Raw genomic sequence first — 16,897 nt, forward strand, 5'->3', positions numbered from 1 at the left:
TGCTTAACATGTATTGTAAGGCATTGAAAAACAATCATCGAGGCGCACATTTAGAAATCAAACAAGTAATTGGTAATGCTATCACTCAGCCATTGGATCCCAGGATGCTCGGCCATCCCTGAGGCGGTGAATAGGCAGTAGTCTTCTTGGGTTAAGCCATAGGTGTGTTTGATCACCGCTAAGCGCTGTTCTCGTAAGTATTGCCGGATCAGCGGCTCAGGCAACACGCCCCACGCTTCTTCTTGTAAGATAGTGTTGAGCATATATTCAAAGCTCGAAAAGCCAATATAGCGGCGTGAGAAAGGCTGCAGCTCGGGATTGTCTTTTTCATTGAGATAGACCATTACCGCTTGCATGGCATTACGCAGTTGATCATCACTGACCCGACGCAGTCGACTCAACGGGTGCTCGCTGTTGCACACCGACATCATGCGAATTTTACCCAACGGCTGATAGTTGATGCGCGGATCGTCAATGCGCTCGTAGTCCACGCCAAACGCAAAGTCGACTTGTTGGGTTTCAACCAAATTGGCCAAATCACCGCTCGAGGCCAAGACTAGGTTGAAGGACGTCGCCGTAAAGCGCTTATTGAGCTGATGCGCCCAGTCCTGCCAAAGCTGATCGGGGATCGCATCATCACGCGCGATCCACACTTCGGCATTAAAGCCCGCGTTCGCTTGCTCGCACGTACGACGAATGCGGGCCGCGGTGACCGATATACTCTCGAAATCTTTGTACACAGCTTTGCCGATTTCCGACAGTGTTAGACGGTTACCGGTGCGATCGAACAACTCAGCGTTAAGTGATTGTTCTAGCGCTTTAATCGCCATGCTCAACCGTGAACGATTCACATCTAGCTGACGTGCAGCTTCAGACACCGAGCCAGTCTCTGCGACTGCACAAAACGCATCAATTTGGGTTAGATTCATGCCGCCCTCCTCACGCTATCCTACCGGATCGCGGCAAAGACACAAAGCGCTATTACCGCTTGTCAGCGCCCTTTGACGTTCGGCGATTACGCATTCAACCCTTTAAACGCGCTGACTTTTTTAGTGAGCTCTTTCATACGTAAATCAAACCCACTCACCGCCTGTTCACTTTGCTCAAACACTTCTTGAGTGCGAGTACCCTGCTGAGCAAGCTCTTCAATGCTCTGGTTGATTTCATTCACCGCGCCGCTTTGCGTATTGGCACCCTCGGCAATCCGCTCATTATGTTCAAACAATTGCTGCAAATGGCTATCCAAGGTGCGCATACTTTCTACCGCTTGTTGGTGCGTGTCGAGACTATGCTGGCTATCCTGACTGACTTGGTTGATTTGGCCGGTCACATTATCTGACGCCGAGCGCAGCTGATTGATAATTTCTTGGATCTCACTGGTCGACTCGCCGGTGCGTTGCGACAGTGAGCGCACTTCATCAGCAACCACCGCAAAGCCGCGACCATGTTCGCCCGCTCGCGCTGCCTCAATCGCCGCGTTTAGTGCAAGTAAATTGGTTTGTTCCGAGATGGTACTGATGACCTCAAGCACGCGAAGAATATTCTCGATATGGTGATTCAATTCATCCAAACTGCTCTGACTCGAGGCCATGTTTTCGCCTAGTTGTTCAATATGCCGCAGGCTGGTATTCATGCCATTTAAAGCATCTTGAAGCGCCGCATTCCCAGCTTGAGACAACTCGCCAGCGTGATTAGCCGAATCCGTCACGTCGGTAGTGATTTCAGTAATGTCTTGACTCGCGGCAGAAATCGTTTGTAGCGACTGCTGCTGCACCATACCGGCTTGATTCACCTCATGAGCTTGCTGCTTGAGGACACCAAATGCGGACTGCGACTCGTCAACTGTCTGGTTTACCGCTTGCAACGCATCTCGGATACGAGCTAGCAAACCATTGATCTTATTCGCTAAGCGACCGACTTCCGCTTCGTCGTTCACGGCAATCTGGTGGCTAAGGTCGAGTCGACTGGCAATTTCATCGACCTCGGCGGAAAGCTTTTTTATCGGCTGCGTCAAACTACTGATCACCCAATGGGTAACAAGGAGTGCAATAGCAATAAACACCAAGGTCACTAATAAAGATTGGATAAATTGATCCAGGATGGGCCCTGTAATTTGTGCTTTGGGAATCTCAACCACCACAAAACGGTCTAAGTCAGCAAGCCAATAAGACCCCAGCAGAAACGCTTCATCACCGATAGTCACTTCGCTGATCACCGGTTTGTCTGTTCCCTTGGTCACCGCTTGACGAAATGCGCTCGCATTATCCGCATTCAGTGCCGAATCGGTCGGTGCGACCTGCACACTGCCATCGCGCGCGGCAAGCATAGCTCTTCCCTGCTCACCAATGCGAAACCCCTGCACTAGATTCACTAAACTACTTACATTAAACCCTACCCCCGCTACCACATACGGCTGACCCGTCGCAGGGTTTTCTGGCACGCTGCGATAATTAATAAAAATCACATACTGATTGCCATTGGGATCTTTGTTCATGTTCAGCTCATAGGGCTGATTTTTACTCAGAAAATTCGGGTAAAAATCTTTAAACGGATAGGTGGTCATTGATGCGCTGCGATGCTCGCCGTCATAAGTAAAAATATACTTCCCTTGGCTACTATCGAGCGTTGCAAATGCGTTGTCTGCCCCCAAGCGCGTCTTGGCATTCGAAAGCGCTTGATGAATCGGCGCGAGATTGGTCAGATCGCCGCCATTATCCACCCAATCAATCAGTCCAGAGTGATGGGCAAGAAAGTTAGAACCGGTGATCGCAGGTTGTAGCTCATTGCTAATTTCAAACGCCAGCCCCCTCAGCTGGCTGGGTAAAATAATATTCTTGAGATCATCGAGTTGCTTGTTTGCTGACAACATCGCTTGTTGCACCATCGCAATCAAAGTGCTGAGCACTAAGATGGTCGAAAGAACAATATAAATTCGCTTTCTGATTGAAAGAGTTTGCCAACGCATACGCCGTCCTTTTTATTATCATTACTAACCAACATATCAATATTAGTCAGCAAACTAGACAAGCATGATGGATTAATGACAAACGATATAATATACGGTGCTTTGGTGAGAACACTGAGGAAAAGGAATGGAAACATTCAAAATATCAGTATCTTTTCTCTATATTTCTATACAAATTTACCATGATTCAACCCTGCTCAGCGCAAGGGAATAAGATTTAAACGTTTCAAAATATGACAACGGGCACCGGAGAGATGTGAGGAGAACCTGAGAGGTAAAGGAGATAGGATAGCGAGAGTGCTATGGTGCCCCGGGCCGGACTTGAACCGGCACAGCGCGAACGCCGAGGGATTTTAAATCCCTTGTGTCTACCAATTCCACCACCAGGGCAACGCAGTTATGCGTGGTAGCACCATAGTCCGCAGTCTGCGCCGCGAACGAAGGTGTACTTTAATGAAATTTAACGAGAGGTCAATAGCCCTTTTATTCTTTTTGATTCAATTGGTTGAAAAGCAGCCAGAGAAATGCGTTTCGTCGTCAGCAATGAATAAACGCTCATATATCATAAATGGTTTAATCGTATACTTATATGCGTTTACCCACCTTCAAAGCGTGGATAGGCTCATTCAGCGGCCTGTAGCATGGTGGCATTATTCAATGATTCGATCTTTACGTAACTCAGTTTCAAGGGCGGATACCATGACTCGCAACTCAGTAAAGACCTTTTTAACGTGTTTAATATCTGCGCTATTTTTTTCAATATTCCGGAATAGTTGGCTCAACGCCATGGCACCAGCTGATGTTGCCGCGCCTCTTGCCCCATGTGCAAGCGACTTAACCTTATCTTCATCTTGATCATTAACGGCTTGCTCCAACTCCTGCATGTCAGCGCTCAAGCTCTCCCAAAACATTGATAATACGGCGCGCTTCATCTCATTATCATCACTCCCAATGATTTTCTCCAACTGAATATCATCGATGAGAGATGTGCTATCTTCCATACCTCGATTGGATTGGCCAATTGAAGGCTTCATGGTATCTATACGTAGTGAACGTCCTCTAAGCCTGAGCGCTAATACACGCTTTAACGTCTCTAGCTCTACTGGCTTTGCAATATAGTCATCCATCCCAGCTCGCAAACAGTGATCTGCTTCTCCGACTAATGCATTCGCGGTAACAGCAATAATCAGCGTTCGTGGCTTACCTTCTTCGGCTTCTAAACGTCTTATCTCTGACGTCAACTCAAAACCATCCATGTCTGGCATATGGCAATCGGTGATAAGAAGCGAATAGTGACCTTGACGCCACTTCTCCAACGCTTCTCGACCATTTGCCGTCATTTCGTGTTGGTAGCCGAGTTGGCTCAGTTGTTTCGCCAGTACTAGTTGGTTGGTCGGTTGATCTTCTGCACAAAGAATCGCTCCACACTGTTTCGCATCAAATTGATTCGCATTTACGAATGCATCTCCATTACTAATCGCTTGGCTCCAGTCTACATCCGGACTTTCTAGCCCACACATAATAGCTGCGGCTATAACTAGCTCACTCGGTTTGAGCGGACAAGGGCTCAGCCAATATGCGCCAGGGTAAGTATATCTTTCAGCACCGACGGGAGGCTCCCCCAATACGATGCGACGAATATCAGGATGGTCGCTAACAAAGTCTTCACTCGCTGTGACCGCAATCATGGTCTCACATTTCCACTCGGCCCATTCAATCTTATCACCGTCTAAGACATTAGCTGGATTGAGCTGGTTGAAATGCTCGCGATAAGTTGAATATGCGCTGTTTTTTTCTAGAAAAAGGACAAAGGAAAAATGAGAAAAATCGTAATGATGGTAGCGACTATTACCATCATTAGAGCAAGGTGCCGGAATAGTAACCGTAAAGGTACTTCCCTTACCAAATTCGCTGGTAACATCAATCGTGCCCTTCATGAGGTCGACAAAGGATTTGGAGATACTTAAACCGAGCCCAGTACCACCATAACGACGCGTCGTAGAGCTGTCAGCTTGAGTGAATGGACTAAACAGTTTATCTATTTGCTCATCGGTCATACCGACGCCGGTATCTTGAATACTGACAGAAAGTCTTTGGGTACCATGGCAGTAGGATGTCCTGATAAACACATCGCTGACTTCTCTCTCCGAGCTGGTAAACTTAATTGCATTACCAAGTAAATTGAGTAGTACTTGCCTAACGCGAACGGAATCCAATGTGATAAATTCTGGTGTCGCATAATCATGTATAAAATAGAGGTTTACACCGCTTTGGTATGCATGCACCCATAGAGCTTCAAGTGTTTTCTCGATCAAATTGAGTATATTTACTTCAGTAGGGTCAAGCGACATTTGTCCGGATTCAATTTTTGAGAAATCGAGAATATCATTAATAATCTCTAAGAGTGAAAACGACGAATCACGAATCGTAGAGACCATTTGTGCCTGCTCTCTGTTTAACGCGGTTTCTTTTAGCAAATCAACCATACCGATAACGCCATTCATCGGTGTTCTAATCTCATGGCTCATAGTAGCTAAAAATCGAGACTTGGCTTGATTGGCTTTATGAGCAGCAATACTTTCTTTTTCAAGCTTCGCTTGCGTCATTCGTTCTTGAGTAATATCAAGGTTAATGCCAAATAATATTTCTTTTCCACTATCGCTATCTTTCGCTACATTACCGGCCGCTTTAACCCAATGTGTTTTTCTTGTGGTTGGATTAATTATCCGAAACTCAGCATTAAATACTTTGCTTTGGTTAAGCGCCGTTTCAACTTCGTGGACCGCGATGTCTCGGTCCTCAGGATGAAGTGTGTCACGCCAGACTTGATAATCAACCTCACTACCAAGCGAAACACCGTATAGCCGGTACATATTATCGTCCCATTTGAGCTGGCCTGTTGTAACATCCATCGACCAGTTACAAATCCTCCCCGCATCAGACGCTAACTGCATACCTCTAAGTAGTTCATCTCTAGACTTTTTCGCTGCTCGTAATTCATCCTCTATAATTTTCCGAGACTCAATATCTTCAATAACTGCAATAAAATATTTAGGGTTCTCCCATTCATCCAACACGACAGACACTGATAAGGTAGCCCAAACGAAAGTACCGTCTCGTTTGATATAACGCTTATCCATTGAAAATGAGCGTTCCTTACCTGAAATCAGCATAGCTACATTATTTTTACTCTCTGATAAAAAGTCGATATGGGTAATATCTTGATAGTTAAGTTGAAGTAGCGCTTCTTCATTGTAACCAAGTATATCGCATATTTTATCATTTACCTCAATAAAATTACCGTCAAGATCAACTCGACAGATACCAACAGCAGCTTGTCCAAATGCAGTTCGATAGATCAACTCTCGTTCTTTAAGTTCCTTTTGCAGTTTATTTTCTCTTTCTTTAATCTCTTCTTCGGCAGTAATATCTTTGATAATACCGACAAATCCTTTTTCTTTTCCAAACCATGTTTCCCCTATTGAAATTTCTATCGGGAACACCTCTCCTGACTTATGAGACCCGGTTAGCTTCGTAGGTCGCCCTATCCGCTTACGTTCACCAGTCTTGATATATTTTTCGATATATTGGTCGTGGCTAGAATGATGCGGGTCTGACATCAAAATTTTGACATTATGACCAATTAGTTCATCTCTATTTCGCCCAAACATTACTTCTAAAGAGCGATTAGAGTCGATGATAATACCGCGGCTATCGATAGCAACAATACCATCTAGCGCTGTATCTAAAACAGTTCTCAAACGTGCTTCGGATTCAAGCACAGCATTAGTTGCTTTTCTTACTTCTTGAGTTAGTAGCGCTCTCTGCTGGCGTTCAGACCTTTTAATTTCTGTAATGTCAGACTGAATTCCTATAAAATGTGTCAGCTGTCCTTTATCGTCAAAAACAGGGCTAACGTGCAGTTGATTATAAAATAGCTCACCATTCTTTCTATAATTCCTCAATACAACCGTTACAGGTATAGCTGAATCTATAGCAGATCTCAACGTAGCGACTTCTGCTTGTTCTCTATCATCGCCTTGCATAAAACGACAGTTCTTTCCAACCACTTCTTTGGATAAGTAACCTGTATGCTTTTCAAACGCGCTATTTACATAAGTGATCGGTATATCAGGAAGCCTAGCATCCGTAATAATAATACCAATATCGGCTGCATCAATCGCCCGACTCTGAATATCAAGATGAAAACGTTGCTCCTCAATTTCACGATTAAGCCTTTCCCTCTCAATAACAATGTTTTTCAAGTTGAATAGCTCTTCGCTCATTAAGCCAATTTCATCTTTTCTGCTTGCTCTTGGCAATTCAAAATTCTGCTGTCCGTTGGCTAATTTCTTCACCGCATTGGTTAGTTGGCTAAGCGGCACTGTAACTTTACGCGTCAAATAAAAAGCAATAATTAAAATAGCGCACAGTAGTAGCGCTGTCATTATAAATGAATTTTTGTACAAATTATCAGGAGCAAGAAATGCTTCACTGACATCGACGCGGATCATCGCTGACCATCCTAATCCGGGATAGTCATAAGCACCGCGAGTATGGGCATAACCGGTTACTTGTTCTACTTGCTTACGATAATGTGTCGATATATTCGAGCCATTCAAACCAGATACAGCTAAGCGCGCGCCTTCAACCCCATGAGTAGCGAGATTCAGCTGACCAAGAACTTGGAAATCTCGTTCATACGTCGCTTCATTCTGCCCAACTGGGTCATAATCAACAATGATACGTCCTTCTCTGTCTAAAATCGTCAACTCTGAACTTATAAAACCACGGCTAGACAACAAATCATACGTTTCACCAACAATCGCCTCTACTGCTGAAAAATCTACTACATTGACCCAAACACCAATGGCATCTCCTGCTTTGTTATGAATCACCGAGGCAAAAATCATATCGTAGGTGCGTGCATTCTCGTTAAATATAAAACGTTCAGGCCCAGTAACATAAGTACTCTTCGGTTTTTCGGGCACTAATGTTTGACCATTGATGACTTCATTAAACCAAATAGTATTTTTAATATCCAATGCAGAGATTCTTAACTGAGGTAACAATTTTCCATATCGATTTTTACTGTTTACCGCCATAAGATTGCCCTGAATATCAAATATTGCAATCCTCCGATATACTTTATAGTCTTCAACTAGATTATTTAACCGACTAACCACGAGTTCTTGCGAGTTACTTCCTAGTGGGTTTTCTCCCTCAATATTTCCTATAGAGAGAGGGAAGGCATTTGCGTCATGATAACGCTCAAATAGATTCCTATCGATAAGGCGAATAAGTAGTGTCGCTTCTCGTTCGATATTGGCAAGAATAGTATCTTTCAACATCTCTTTGCCTTTTGATGAGACAAAGGTAACGGATGCAAGCATCATAGCACCCAACAGAATCAATACAATTGGTAACTTTATAGAAAGTTTCATTGAGGGTAGGCTCGATTGATAAACCAGGTTTCTGATATAAAATCACTCATCGGCGCCGGTTTTGCGTAGAAATACCCTTGAGCACTATCGCAGCCTAAATGACGAAGAAACTCGACGACTTCAGCGCTCTCAACCCCCTCTGCAACCACGGTGAGCCCTAAGGCTTTGGCCATTTTAACGCTCTGCTCAACAACCGTCGCAGACTTACTATTCGTCAGGCAATCAAAAATAAAACATTTATCAATTTTAAGTTCGTTGAAGGGGATGGCATGTAACTGGGCAATAGATGAATAACCTGTACCAAAGTCATCAATAGAGAGCTTAAACTTAAGCATTCTCATGCGTAGCATTTGTGCATCCGTTATAGCTTGGTCGTCATTGAGTGCTGTTTCTGTTAGTTCGCAAACAATCTGTTGTGTCGGAATACTGTATTCTTCACTGATACCTTTTAACCAATTAGGAAAATTATCATGCTCTAGTACTCTCCCTGATATATTAAAAGAGAATGACAGCGATGAAACGTAATCCCAATTCTGCTTCACATCTTCATATGCGCTTTGGATAATAGACTTCGTCAGCGCTAAAATAAGGGTTGCATCTCCTTCTGCAGCAGGGATAAATAGATCTGGCATCAATATTTTTTGTGGCGATTCTTCTATTCTCGCCAGAACCTCAAACCCTTGAATAGCTTGTGTATTAAGATCGATTTGAGGCTGAAAATACGCCTTTACACTACCCTGTTCAATAAATTGAATAAGCTGTTCCGATGAGAGTGCTCCCTCATTCAAGAGTTTTCCCATGCTTACTGTGGGTAGTGCTGCCCAATCCAATAACATACTCTTGATATCAGCAGCGGTTAACGGCTTGGGTAAACAGCCGATAATTTGGAGGTGATAAAGACGTGCTAGCTGAGATGTGGATTGTAATACGTCTTGTTCTTCACTACTCATCAGAACAATGGCGCCTTGAAAATGACTGGCACCTAAGTATCGCAATACCTCAAAGCCATCCTCTACAGGCATATTTAAGTCACAAAAAATCACATCGATTTGGTGCTCTTCAATGACTCGTTTGGCTTCCTTACCATTACTCGCTTCATAACAGCCCTCGTATCCTAAGTTACGCAAGCAGAGCGATAATGTATGCCTCACCACCTTTTGATCATCGACTATTAATATTTGACACTGTGTCTCAGTCACTTACCAAGCCTCATCATCCCTACCGGCATATGTACCATAACCAGTCAGTACCCCAGTAATATCGCTAAAACGTCCACAGTAACTGTAGTTCATCTACAAGGGTATGAACGTTTATAAGACCAAAGTATGTGATTGTGGTAGGTAAGCTGGCTTGATCGTCGAGCCATGATTTTACAAGTTAGCCAGCACCCCTTTCACAAAGGGGGCTTTGTGCTTAACGTAAACATCTTGATCACGCACACCTTGAGCGAGTATGGCGCGCTTTTCGTTTTCGTATTCAGCGCGCACATCAGGGTTATCGAGCAAATACTGTTTGTACGCAATTTGACGATGATGCTCATCACTGTCTTTTTCAATCACGTGGGCGTGCACCAGAAAGCGCTCACCTTGAAAGATTACAGAGGCATCTTTGCGAGGCCGGTATTCGGGAAAAGGTTGATCGCTGTGCTGATCTTGAAAACCGAGGGCATAGAGGTGAGCGACAGCATCATCACGCTCGCCAGAACGATAGAGAATGGATAAATCAATAATCCCCTTGCCTCCCACTTTGGCAGACGTAGAGCCAAAATGTAGTACCTCAATACGAGGTGTCGAGATATGGTCAGACAGGGCTTGGGCAACGTCTAAGTAAATAGGACGCCAAGGAGAGAAACTGGCGTCAACTAATTGGTAAGGCTCGAGTGTGATCATGTGGCACCTTGCTGGAAAGAGGAATGCTGATAAATACGAGTGACTCGCTACGAGCAGCCTATCGACTGCCATCAGACGATGGTGTTTATCGTACCAGCAGTTCCCATGCAAACAAATCACACCTCTGTGCTAGACGCCTTCCGCGAGCTTAGGATTAGAACCGTACTGATTGCTGTTTTGATCGCCTTCTAGCGCACAGAGTACCAGTATGACCGCCATCCCAAGCAGAGGTATGAACAAAAGCAGTAGCCACCACGCTGAACGTCCTGTGTCATGTAGCCGTCTTGATGTCACCGCCAAGGTTGGCAGCAGCAAGGCTAATGAATACACCATGCTCAACACAACCAATCCCGAGAACTCTGCGACAATATTAATCGCCAACGAGATACAAAAGTTAACCAGAAAAAACATCCAGTATTCCTGGCGGTGCGCACGTCCAGAAAATGTAGCGTACTGGCGCAATACTTTTAAATACCATTCCATACGTTAATCACCTTTTAGCAATAAAGCCGATAATACGTATCTTAGAATGAGGAACGCCGTTAGGACCATGTCAGTGATAAGACATCTGACTGTTTTATCATCAGCTTGGGAGCCTTATCACTGATTTCTTACACAAATAGAAGACGGTTAGCTTTGCAAACCGGCAGCGTGCATCAAAAGCTTAAATAGCCAAGAGACAGCCCCCAATGCCGCTACACTGACTCCCCAGATCGCGATTAACCAAAGCCAACGCTGCCAAGTCGGTTTTGTCATACCAGCCATCAGTGATAGGCCTCGTCCGGATTCACTTTGCCACTAAAGACACGGTAACTCCAATAGGTGTACATCAAAATAACCGGGATGATAAACACCGCGCCAATCAGCATAAATTGCAAGCTTTGTTGTGGTGAAGCAGCCTGCCATATTGTGATGCTGGGCGGAATGATATGCGGCCAAATGCTGATGCCGAGGCCAATAAACCCGAGCAGGGTGACACACAACGCCATAATAAATGGACGATGGTGAGCCTGATCGGGACGGGTACGCCAGAGACGGAGCAAACAAAAAGCCGTCAATAAAGGAACTGGAGAGAGAATGAGCAAATTTGGCAGACTAAACCAACGGTCGGCAACCCCCGGATACGCAAATGGCGTCCAAACACTGACTATCGCGATACTTACCGCCATCAACACAACCAGTCGACGACTCAGGTGGTACATACGCATTTGCAACGCATGCTCCGTTTTCATGATCAGCCAAGTGGCCCCCAGTAAACCGTATGCAATGATCAGTCCTATGCCGCAAAAGAGAGGAAACGGTGCCAACCAATCGAGCCCGCCACCAGCAAAAGCACGCCCCTCGACAGGAAAGCCTTCAATCACCGCACCCACAGTCACCCCTTGGAAAAAGGTGGCAAAAATAGACCCGGCCATAAAGGCGGTATCCCAAAAGCCATGATGCCCGGGCAGCGCTTTGAAACGGAACTCAAACGCCACGCCGCGAAAAATAAGCGCTACCAACATCAAGGTGAGCGGGATCGTTAACGCATCAACAATCACGGCATACGCCAACGGAAAAGCACCAAATAATGCCGCCCCACCAAGGACCAACCAAGTTTCATTGCCATCCCATACCGGCGCGACACTGTTAACCATCAAATCGCGCTCTTCGCGCTCAGTAATAAACGGCATCAGGATTCCGATCCCCAAGTCAAATCCGTCCATCACGATGTACATTAAAGTGGCAAACACGATGATGCCAAACCAAATCATTGCTAAATCCATGTTTCCCCCTTACACACGGCCAGAGACAGTTAACGGTTCATGCGGTGTATCATCATGCTGATCCGGACCTAATTTAATTTGATGGATCATATAGATGTACCCCAGCCCAAAGACCAAACCGTACACCACAAAGAAACTGATCAAGCTAATACTCATGTGCAAGTCACCGTGGGCAGACACCGCATCTTGCGTGCGTAAAAGGCCATGCACGACCCAAGGCTGGCGCCCTACCTCAGTAGTTACCCAGCCAGCTAGAATCGCGACCAACCCCGCCGGCCCCATATAGAAAGCAAAACGGAGCAGCCCTTGGTGTTCAAACAGGCGTCCTTTATAGCGCTGCCACGCCGCCACTAGTCCAAGCGTGATCATCAATAGCCCTAAGCCCACCATCAGACGAAACGCCCAGAAGACCACGGGCGAATTGGGTCTGTCTTCCGCAGGGAATTCGTTTAGCGCTGGGATTTGCTCGGTCAAACTGTGTTTTAAGATCAGACTCCCCAAATAGGGAATTTCTATCTTGTAGCGGGTGGTTTCCGCCTCCATGTCCGGTAAGCCAAATAAAATAAGCGGCGTGGGTTCACCATGGCTGTTATCCCAATGTCCTTCCATCGCTGCAATTTTTGCAGGTTGATATTCCAAGGTGTTCAGGCCATGTAAATCGCCAATAAACGCTTGAATCGGCGCGGTGAACAACAGCATCCACATCGACATCGAAAACATCCGCTTTACGGCTGGGCTGCGCTGCCCTTTGAGCAGATGCCACGCCGCCGACGCACCAACAAATAAGGCACTGGATAAAAACGCCGCGATTACCATGTGCGCTAAGCGATACGGGAAAGAGGGATTAAACACCACCGCGAACCAATCTACAGGTACTACTTGACCATTGACCACTTCATGCCCTTGTGGCGTGTGCATCCAACTGTTGGAGGCTAAAATCCAAAAGGCAGAGATCACGGTGCCCAACGCGACCATGGACGTGGCGAAAAAGTGCAAGCGATCACCGACACGCTGCCAACCAAACAGCATCACACCAAGAAATCCGGCTTCTAAAAAGAACGCCGTAAGTACCTCATAAGTCAGCAGTGGGCCAGTGATACTGCCTGCAAACTCGGAAAAGCCACTCCAGTTAGTGCCAAATTGATATGCCATCACCAACCCAGACACCACGCCCATCCCGAAGTTGACCGCGAAAATTTTTGACCAGAACAGATAAAGGGTTTTGTACTCCTGCTCGCGAGTTTTAAGCCATAGCCCCTCAAGCACCGCAAGGTAGCAGGCAAGGCCGATCGTAATCGCAGGAAAGATAATGTGAAAAGAAACCGTAAACGCGAATTGGATACGGGCCAACATAAAGGCATCAAGACCAAACATACGTGAAGTCCACTTTAGTAATTAGACCAACGCGCATGGTAGAAGCCCATTTTTAATGTGCCCATACACAGACGATTCAGATTAACCTATAACAGTTTGATCTTTTCAGTGTTATAGTCTGGTTTACTTGTCGGCGATGATGGTAAGAAGATGTCTAAGTATCAGCAGCTTAGTGAGCAGATCAAACAACAAATTCAAGCCGGCATTTGGCATGTGGGAGAAAAGCTCCCCTCGCTGAGAAAACAGGCCGCTTATTCAGGGTTGAGTGTCATGACGGTACTCCAAGCCTACCAACTGCTAGAAAGCCAAGGGTGGATTGTTTCTCAGTCCCGCTCAGGTTACCGCGTCGCTCCCCATGCCGAACTCGACGATAACAAGCCAGACAGTGCGATTCACCCTGCAGAATCTGTCGATATCAATGACTATATTTTCGATGTCTTGCAAGCCAGTCGCTCTCCCGGCATGGCAAGCTATGGGCATGCCTATGTTGATCCCCTACTCGCTCCTCGCCATCAAGTAAACCGTTCGCTCACCACTGCGGTGCGCTTTATGTCGATTCATAGCGTGGTCGACAACCTCCCCCCGGGTAATGCCCAATTACGTCATCTGATTGCCCAACGCTATGCAGCGCAGGGCATGCAAATCTCACCCGATGAGATAGTAATCACAGCAGGCGGATTGGATGCGCTAAATCTTAGCTTGCGCGCGGTCACGCAGCCTGGCGATTGGGTCGCAGTCGAAAGCCCCGCGTTTTACGGCGCATTGCAAGCCCTTGAAAATCGTGGACTCAAAGCGATGGCAATCCGAACTCATCCGACGGAAGGTATTGACCTTGATGCGCTTGAACGCGCATTGCAAACGCATCCAATTCGCGCTTGTTGGCTGATGAGCAATCATCAAAATCCGTTGGGATATTCGCTGTCAGACGAGAAAAAGGCACGTCTTGCCGAGCTCGTCAATCGCTATCAGGTGTACTTAATCGAAGACGATGTCTATGGCGAACTCTACGATGGCCAACACAAACCGAAGCCCATTAAAGCATTTGATAGCAGCGGTCATATTTTGCACTGCTCATCTTTTTCAAAAACCTTGGTCGATGCCTTTCGCCTCGGGTGGGTAGCCGCTGGCGATCAAGCCCAGAAACTACAAAAGCTGCAGTTGATGAGCACGGTGACCACCAGCGTCCCCATTCAACTTGCTGTAGCCCACTACCTGCATAACCGAAACTATGAGCACCATCTAAAACAACTGCGTCGCACACTGGCTGAACGAAAAAAGGCGACCTATCAGTTTCTGATGACCCACTTGCCGCAAGGCGTTGATGTCATCAACAGCCAAGGGGGTTATTTTTTATGGATAGCTTTGCCCAAAGGCAGTGATACCACCGCGCTTTACCACCTTGCACTGAAACACCATATCAGTATCGCTCCGGGCAATATGTTTGCGACACACGCACAGTTTGCCCRTTGCTTTCGATTGAATGCCTCTTACCCGCTCGATCATTCACATAAAAATGCGCTGGCAACCTTATGTGATTTGATTGCACAGCACATAAAAAAAGCTGAGCGCTAGGCTCAGCTAAAAGACAGTACCAAAAAGACCTTATTTAATGGAGAAAGGAATTGCTAAGGTTAACTTAAAGTCATCTTCGTCTTGGAATAGATTGGTATAACCTTTCCAGCTCGGTGCATCGGTATCATTGAAGTACTGCGTGAAGTAAAAACTGACCTTCGCATCTTTAAGTGCACCATTTTGAATCGCATAATTTGCAAACAGACTGTAGGAGTACTCTTTTAGATCATCATACCCTTTGGCCGATGATCCAAAGCCATAAGCACCGTTAAAGCCTGCACTAAAGCCTTTAGCCCCAATATCCGAGAAATCACGCGATAAGGACCCAAATAGCGCCAGTTCTTCATCATGGTTAAAATCCGAGCGGTTATTCCACCAAATGTCATAAGTACCGTTAGAGCCACCATATTGACTCGTCAAACGATACGCTAAGTTTTCCACCTTGGCAGGGTCTCCGGAGTCGGCTTCGGTATAGGTGGCCTCTGCTCGATACGAATACTGCCCTGATGACATACTGGTGAGCATGGCGAGTTGGAATGCAGTGCTATCATATTGTTCGTCATCATCGACCACATAAAGTTGCGGCGACCAATACACGCCACCCTCAGTGGTGCCTTTGACCTTAACGTGCGCGTTCCAACGATCACCATCCGTTAATGCACCATAGGCTGCATCAATAGAAATACCGTTTTCCATGGTATAACGCGCACCTAGTGAATACGCTGTGCCTGCATCTTCTCCGTTGGTGGTTTGAAATTCATAGGTTTCTTTAAACCAAGGGGCTTTATAGCGCTCAGAGACAACAAGACCCATATTAAGATTATCGAACTTCAGGCCTAACTCACCACCTACATGAGTGCCCGGCGCAAACGACCAGTTAACACCAATCGTACTTGGCACCGAAGGCTGAAAATAACCAAGCTTCGCTGTTACGCTTTCACCAAATTTAAATTTAGCCGCGGCGGTAGCCAGTGATACGCCATTATCTGTACATTCCTCGTCCCATGCGCCCGTACATTCGCTATCATCTGGCTCTTTATCAAAGGGATTATTCACTCCCCAAAAGTTCATTTCATGGTCGGGGCCACCGTTTTGCCACATATCAAAGGTGCTAAACGCCATCAAATCAAGGCCAACCACTTCCGCCGCGTAGCCTGAGTTAAAGGCAAGATTTGCGTAGATAGAGCCGTGGTCAAGGTTGGTTTCTTTGGTAGTATCGTTGCCATTGGCATCTGTACCTGCGCGATCACGGGCTCGCATCCAAAAGTTGAGATTGCCACTAATCGTTGCATCAGAGAAAAAAGGAGAGGTACTTGTCGAATAATCTGCTGTTGCTTCCTGTGAGAGTGCTGGCATTGCCACGCCAGCAGAGAGTACTGCCGCTGCTAATGTGGATAATTTAAAAATCTTATTCATGGAAAACTCCTGCTGCCTCCAAGATTTTTGGTTTTGCCTCTGTGCGTTATTTAGTGTTTTAGAGTTCAAAACCGATTTGAAAACCGAGCTTGTCGCCCGTGTTTTCGCCCCGCTGCTTACACATTTCGTGTAACCACATCTCCAGACTAAATACGCAGAAAAAAACATCAACATAATCTTATTTTTTGATGCGAATAATATGATAGAGGGCAAGATTCTGACAGTTTCATGACATAGATCTTACTTTCAATGAAACCACTGATAAGAGTATAAATAGATGATTTATAGAAAAAAATAAATTTACGGCCAACATGAAATAGGGTTCACGCTCCTGAGAGCTTGTCATCATAACCTCAGGCTTTTAATGCATAGCCTTCAACGTCTCACCGCTTAACTGACAAAAAACCTAGTAAAAACTGACGTAAAACCTCACAACTTGTTTAACGTTACAAATAAATAGCTTATTAAAAC

Annotated in this window: 11 protein-coding genes and 1 tRNA gene; 1 reads left to right on the forward strand and 11 read right to left on the reverse strand. The window is 45.8% G+C overall.

Features of this window, described 5'->3' with window-relative positions; genetic code table 11:
* Positions 1–50: 50 nt before the first annotated feature.
* The 10 genes from BZG84_RS13260 to BZG84_RS13305 all read right to left on the reverse strand — a co-directional run bounded on the left by BZG84_RS13260 (position 51) and on the right by BZG84_RS13305 (position 13,438).
* A complete protein-coding gene (locus BZG84_RS13260) occupies positions 51–929 on the reverse strand; it encodes a LysR family transcriptional regulator (protein WP_046073412.1) in 879 nt (292 codons plus the stop codon).
* A gap of 86 nt (positions 930–1,015) precedes the next feature.
* Complete coding sequence (locus BZG84_RS13265) at positions 1,016–2,965, reverse strand: methyl-accepting chemotaxis protein (RefSeq protein ID WP_077481659.1); 1,950 nt, start codon at positions 2,963–2,965, stop codon at positions 1,016–1,018.
* Positions 2,966–3,268: 303 nt separating this feature from the next.
* Positions 3,269–3,355, reverse strand: a tRNA-Leu gene (locus tag BZG84_RS13270).
* A 260-nt stretch (positions 3,356–3,615) separates the two neighbouring features.
* On the reverse strand, positions 3,616–8,409 hold the full coding sequence (locus BZG84_RS13275; RefSeq protein ID WP_077678311.1) for a PAS domain S-box protein: 4,794 nt from the start codon (positions 8,407–8,409) through the stop codon (positions 3,616–3,618).
* A complete protein-coding gene (locus tag BZG84_RS13280) occupies positions 8,406–9,608 on the reverse strand; it encodes an EAL domain-containing response regulator (protein WP_241825798.1) in 1,203 nt (400 codons plus the stop codon). The genes BZG84_RS13275 and BZG84_RS13280 overlap by 4 nt, the downstream gene beginning before the upstream one ends.
* A 171-nt stretch (positions 9,609–9,779) precedes the next feature.
* On the reverse strand, positions 9,780–10,298 hold the full coding sequence (locus BZG84_RS13285; RefSeq protein WP_077481313.1) for a GrpB family protein: 519 nt from the start codon (positions 10,296–10,298) through the stop codon (positions 9,780–9,782).
* A gap of 129 nt (positions 10,299–10,427) precedes the next feature.
* Positions 10,428–10,781 (reverse strand): DUF805 domain-containing protein, encoded by a 354-nt coding sequence (locus BZG84_RS13290; protein WP_077481315.1) that lies wholly within the window; start codon positions 10,779–10,781, stop codon positions 10,428–10,430.
* Between the two features lie 147 nt (positions 10,782–10,928).
* Positions 10,929–11,054 carry a DUF2474 domain-containing protein gene (locus tag BZG84_RS13295; protein WP_077456798.1) on the reverse strand — a complete coding sequence of 42 codons (126 nt, stop codon included), beginning with the start codon at positions 11,052–11,054 and terminating at the stop codon, positions 10,929–10,931.
* Positions 11,055–11,062: 8 nt separating this feature from the next.
* On the reverse strand, positions 11,063–12,064 hold the full coding sequence (cydB, locus tag BZG84_RS13300) for a cytochrome d ubiquinol oxidase subunit II (RefSeq protein ID WP_077481317.1): 1,002 nt from the start codon (positions 12,062–12,064) through the stop codon (positions 11,063–11,065).
* A gap of 9 nt (positions 12,065–12,073) precedes the next feature.
* Positions 12,074–13,438, reverse strand: coding sequence for a cytochrome ubiquinol oxidase subunit I (locus BZG84_RS13305; protein ID WP_077678312.1), 1,365 nt, complete (start codon positions 13,436–13,438; stop codon positions 12,074–12,076).
* Between the two features lie 150 nt (positions 13,439–13,588).
* On the opposite strand from BZG84_RS13305, the gene BZG84_RS13310 reads away from it, so the two are divergent.
* Positions 13,589–15,010, forward strand: coding sequence for an aminotransferase-like domain-containing protein (locus BZG84_RS13310; RefSeq protein ID WP_077678313.1), 1,422 nt, complete (start codon positions 13,589–13,591; stop codon positions 15,008–15,010).
* Between the two features lie 30 nt (positions 15,011–15,040).
* Here the strand turns inward: BZG84_RS13310 and BZG84_RS13315 are convergent, their stop codons facing one another.
* On the reverse strand, positions 15,041–16,426 hold the full coding sequence (locus BZG84_RS13315; protein ID WP_077481323.1) for a multidrug transporter: 1,386 nt from the start codon (positions 16,424–16,426) through the stop codon (positions 15,041–15,043).
* Positions 16,427–16,897 lie beyond the last annotated feature (471 nt).

The organism is Salinivibrio sp. PR932, from assembly GCF_001996125.1.
GTDB lineage: Bacteria > Pseudomonadota > Gammaproteobacteria > Enterobacterales > Vibrionaceae > Salinivibrio > Salinivibrio proteolyticus.

What these genes read in the sequence shown, in the direction of transcription:
- BZG84_RS13260 (WP_046073412.1), bottom strand. Translation starts at nt 929, where the DNA reads ATGAATCTAACCCAAATTGATGCGTTTTGTGCAGTCGCAGAGACTGGC.
- BZG84_RS13265 (WP_077481659.1), bottom strand. Translation starts at nt 2,965, where the DNA reads ATGCGTTGGCAAACTCTTTCAATCAGAAAGCGAATTTATATTGTTCTT.
- BZG84_RS13275 (WP_077678311.1), bottom strand. Translation starts at nt 8,409, where the DNA reads ATGAAACTTTCTATAAAGTTACCAATTGTATTGATTCTGTTGGGTGCT.
- BZG84_RS13285 (WP_077481313.1), bottom strand. Translation starts at nt 10,298, where the DNA reads ATGATCACACTCGAGCCTTACCAATTAGTTGACGCCAGTTTCTCTCCT.
- BZG84_RS13290 (WP_077481315.1), bottom strand. Translation starts at nt 10,781, where the DNA reads ATGGAATGGTATTTAAAAGTATTGCGCCAGTACGCTACATTTTCTGGA.
- BZG84_RS13295 (WP_077456798.1), bottom strand. Translation starts at nt 11,054, where the DNA reads ATGACAAAACCGACTTGGCAGCGTTGGCTTTGGTTAATCGCGATCTGG.
- cydB (WP_077481317.1), bottom strand. Translation starts at nt 12,064, where the DNA reads ATGGATTTAGCAATGATTTGGTTTGGCATCATCGTGTTTGCCACTTTA.
- BZG84_RS13305 (WP_077678312.1), bottom strand. Translation starts at nt 13,438, where the DNA reads ATGTTTGGTCTTGATGCCTTTATGTTGGCCCGTATCCAATTCGCGTTT.
- BZG84_RS13315 (WP_077481323.1), bottom strand. Translation starts at nt 16,426, where the DNA reads ATGAATAAGATTTTTAAATTATCCACATTAGCAGCGGCAGTACTCTCT.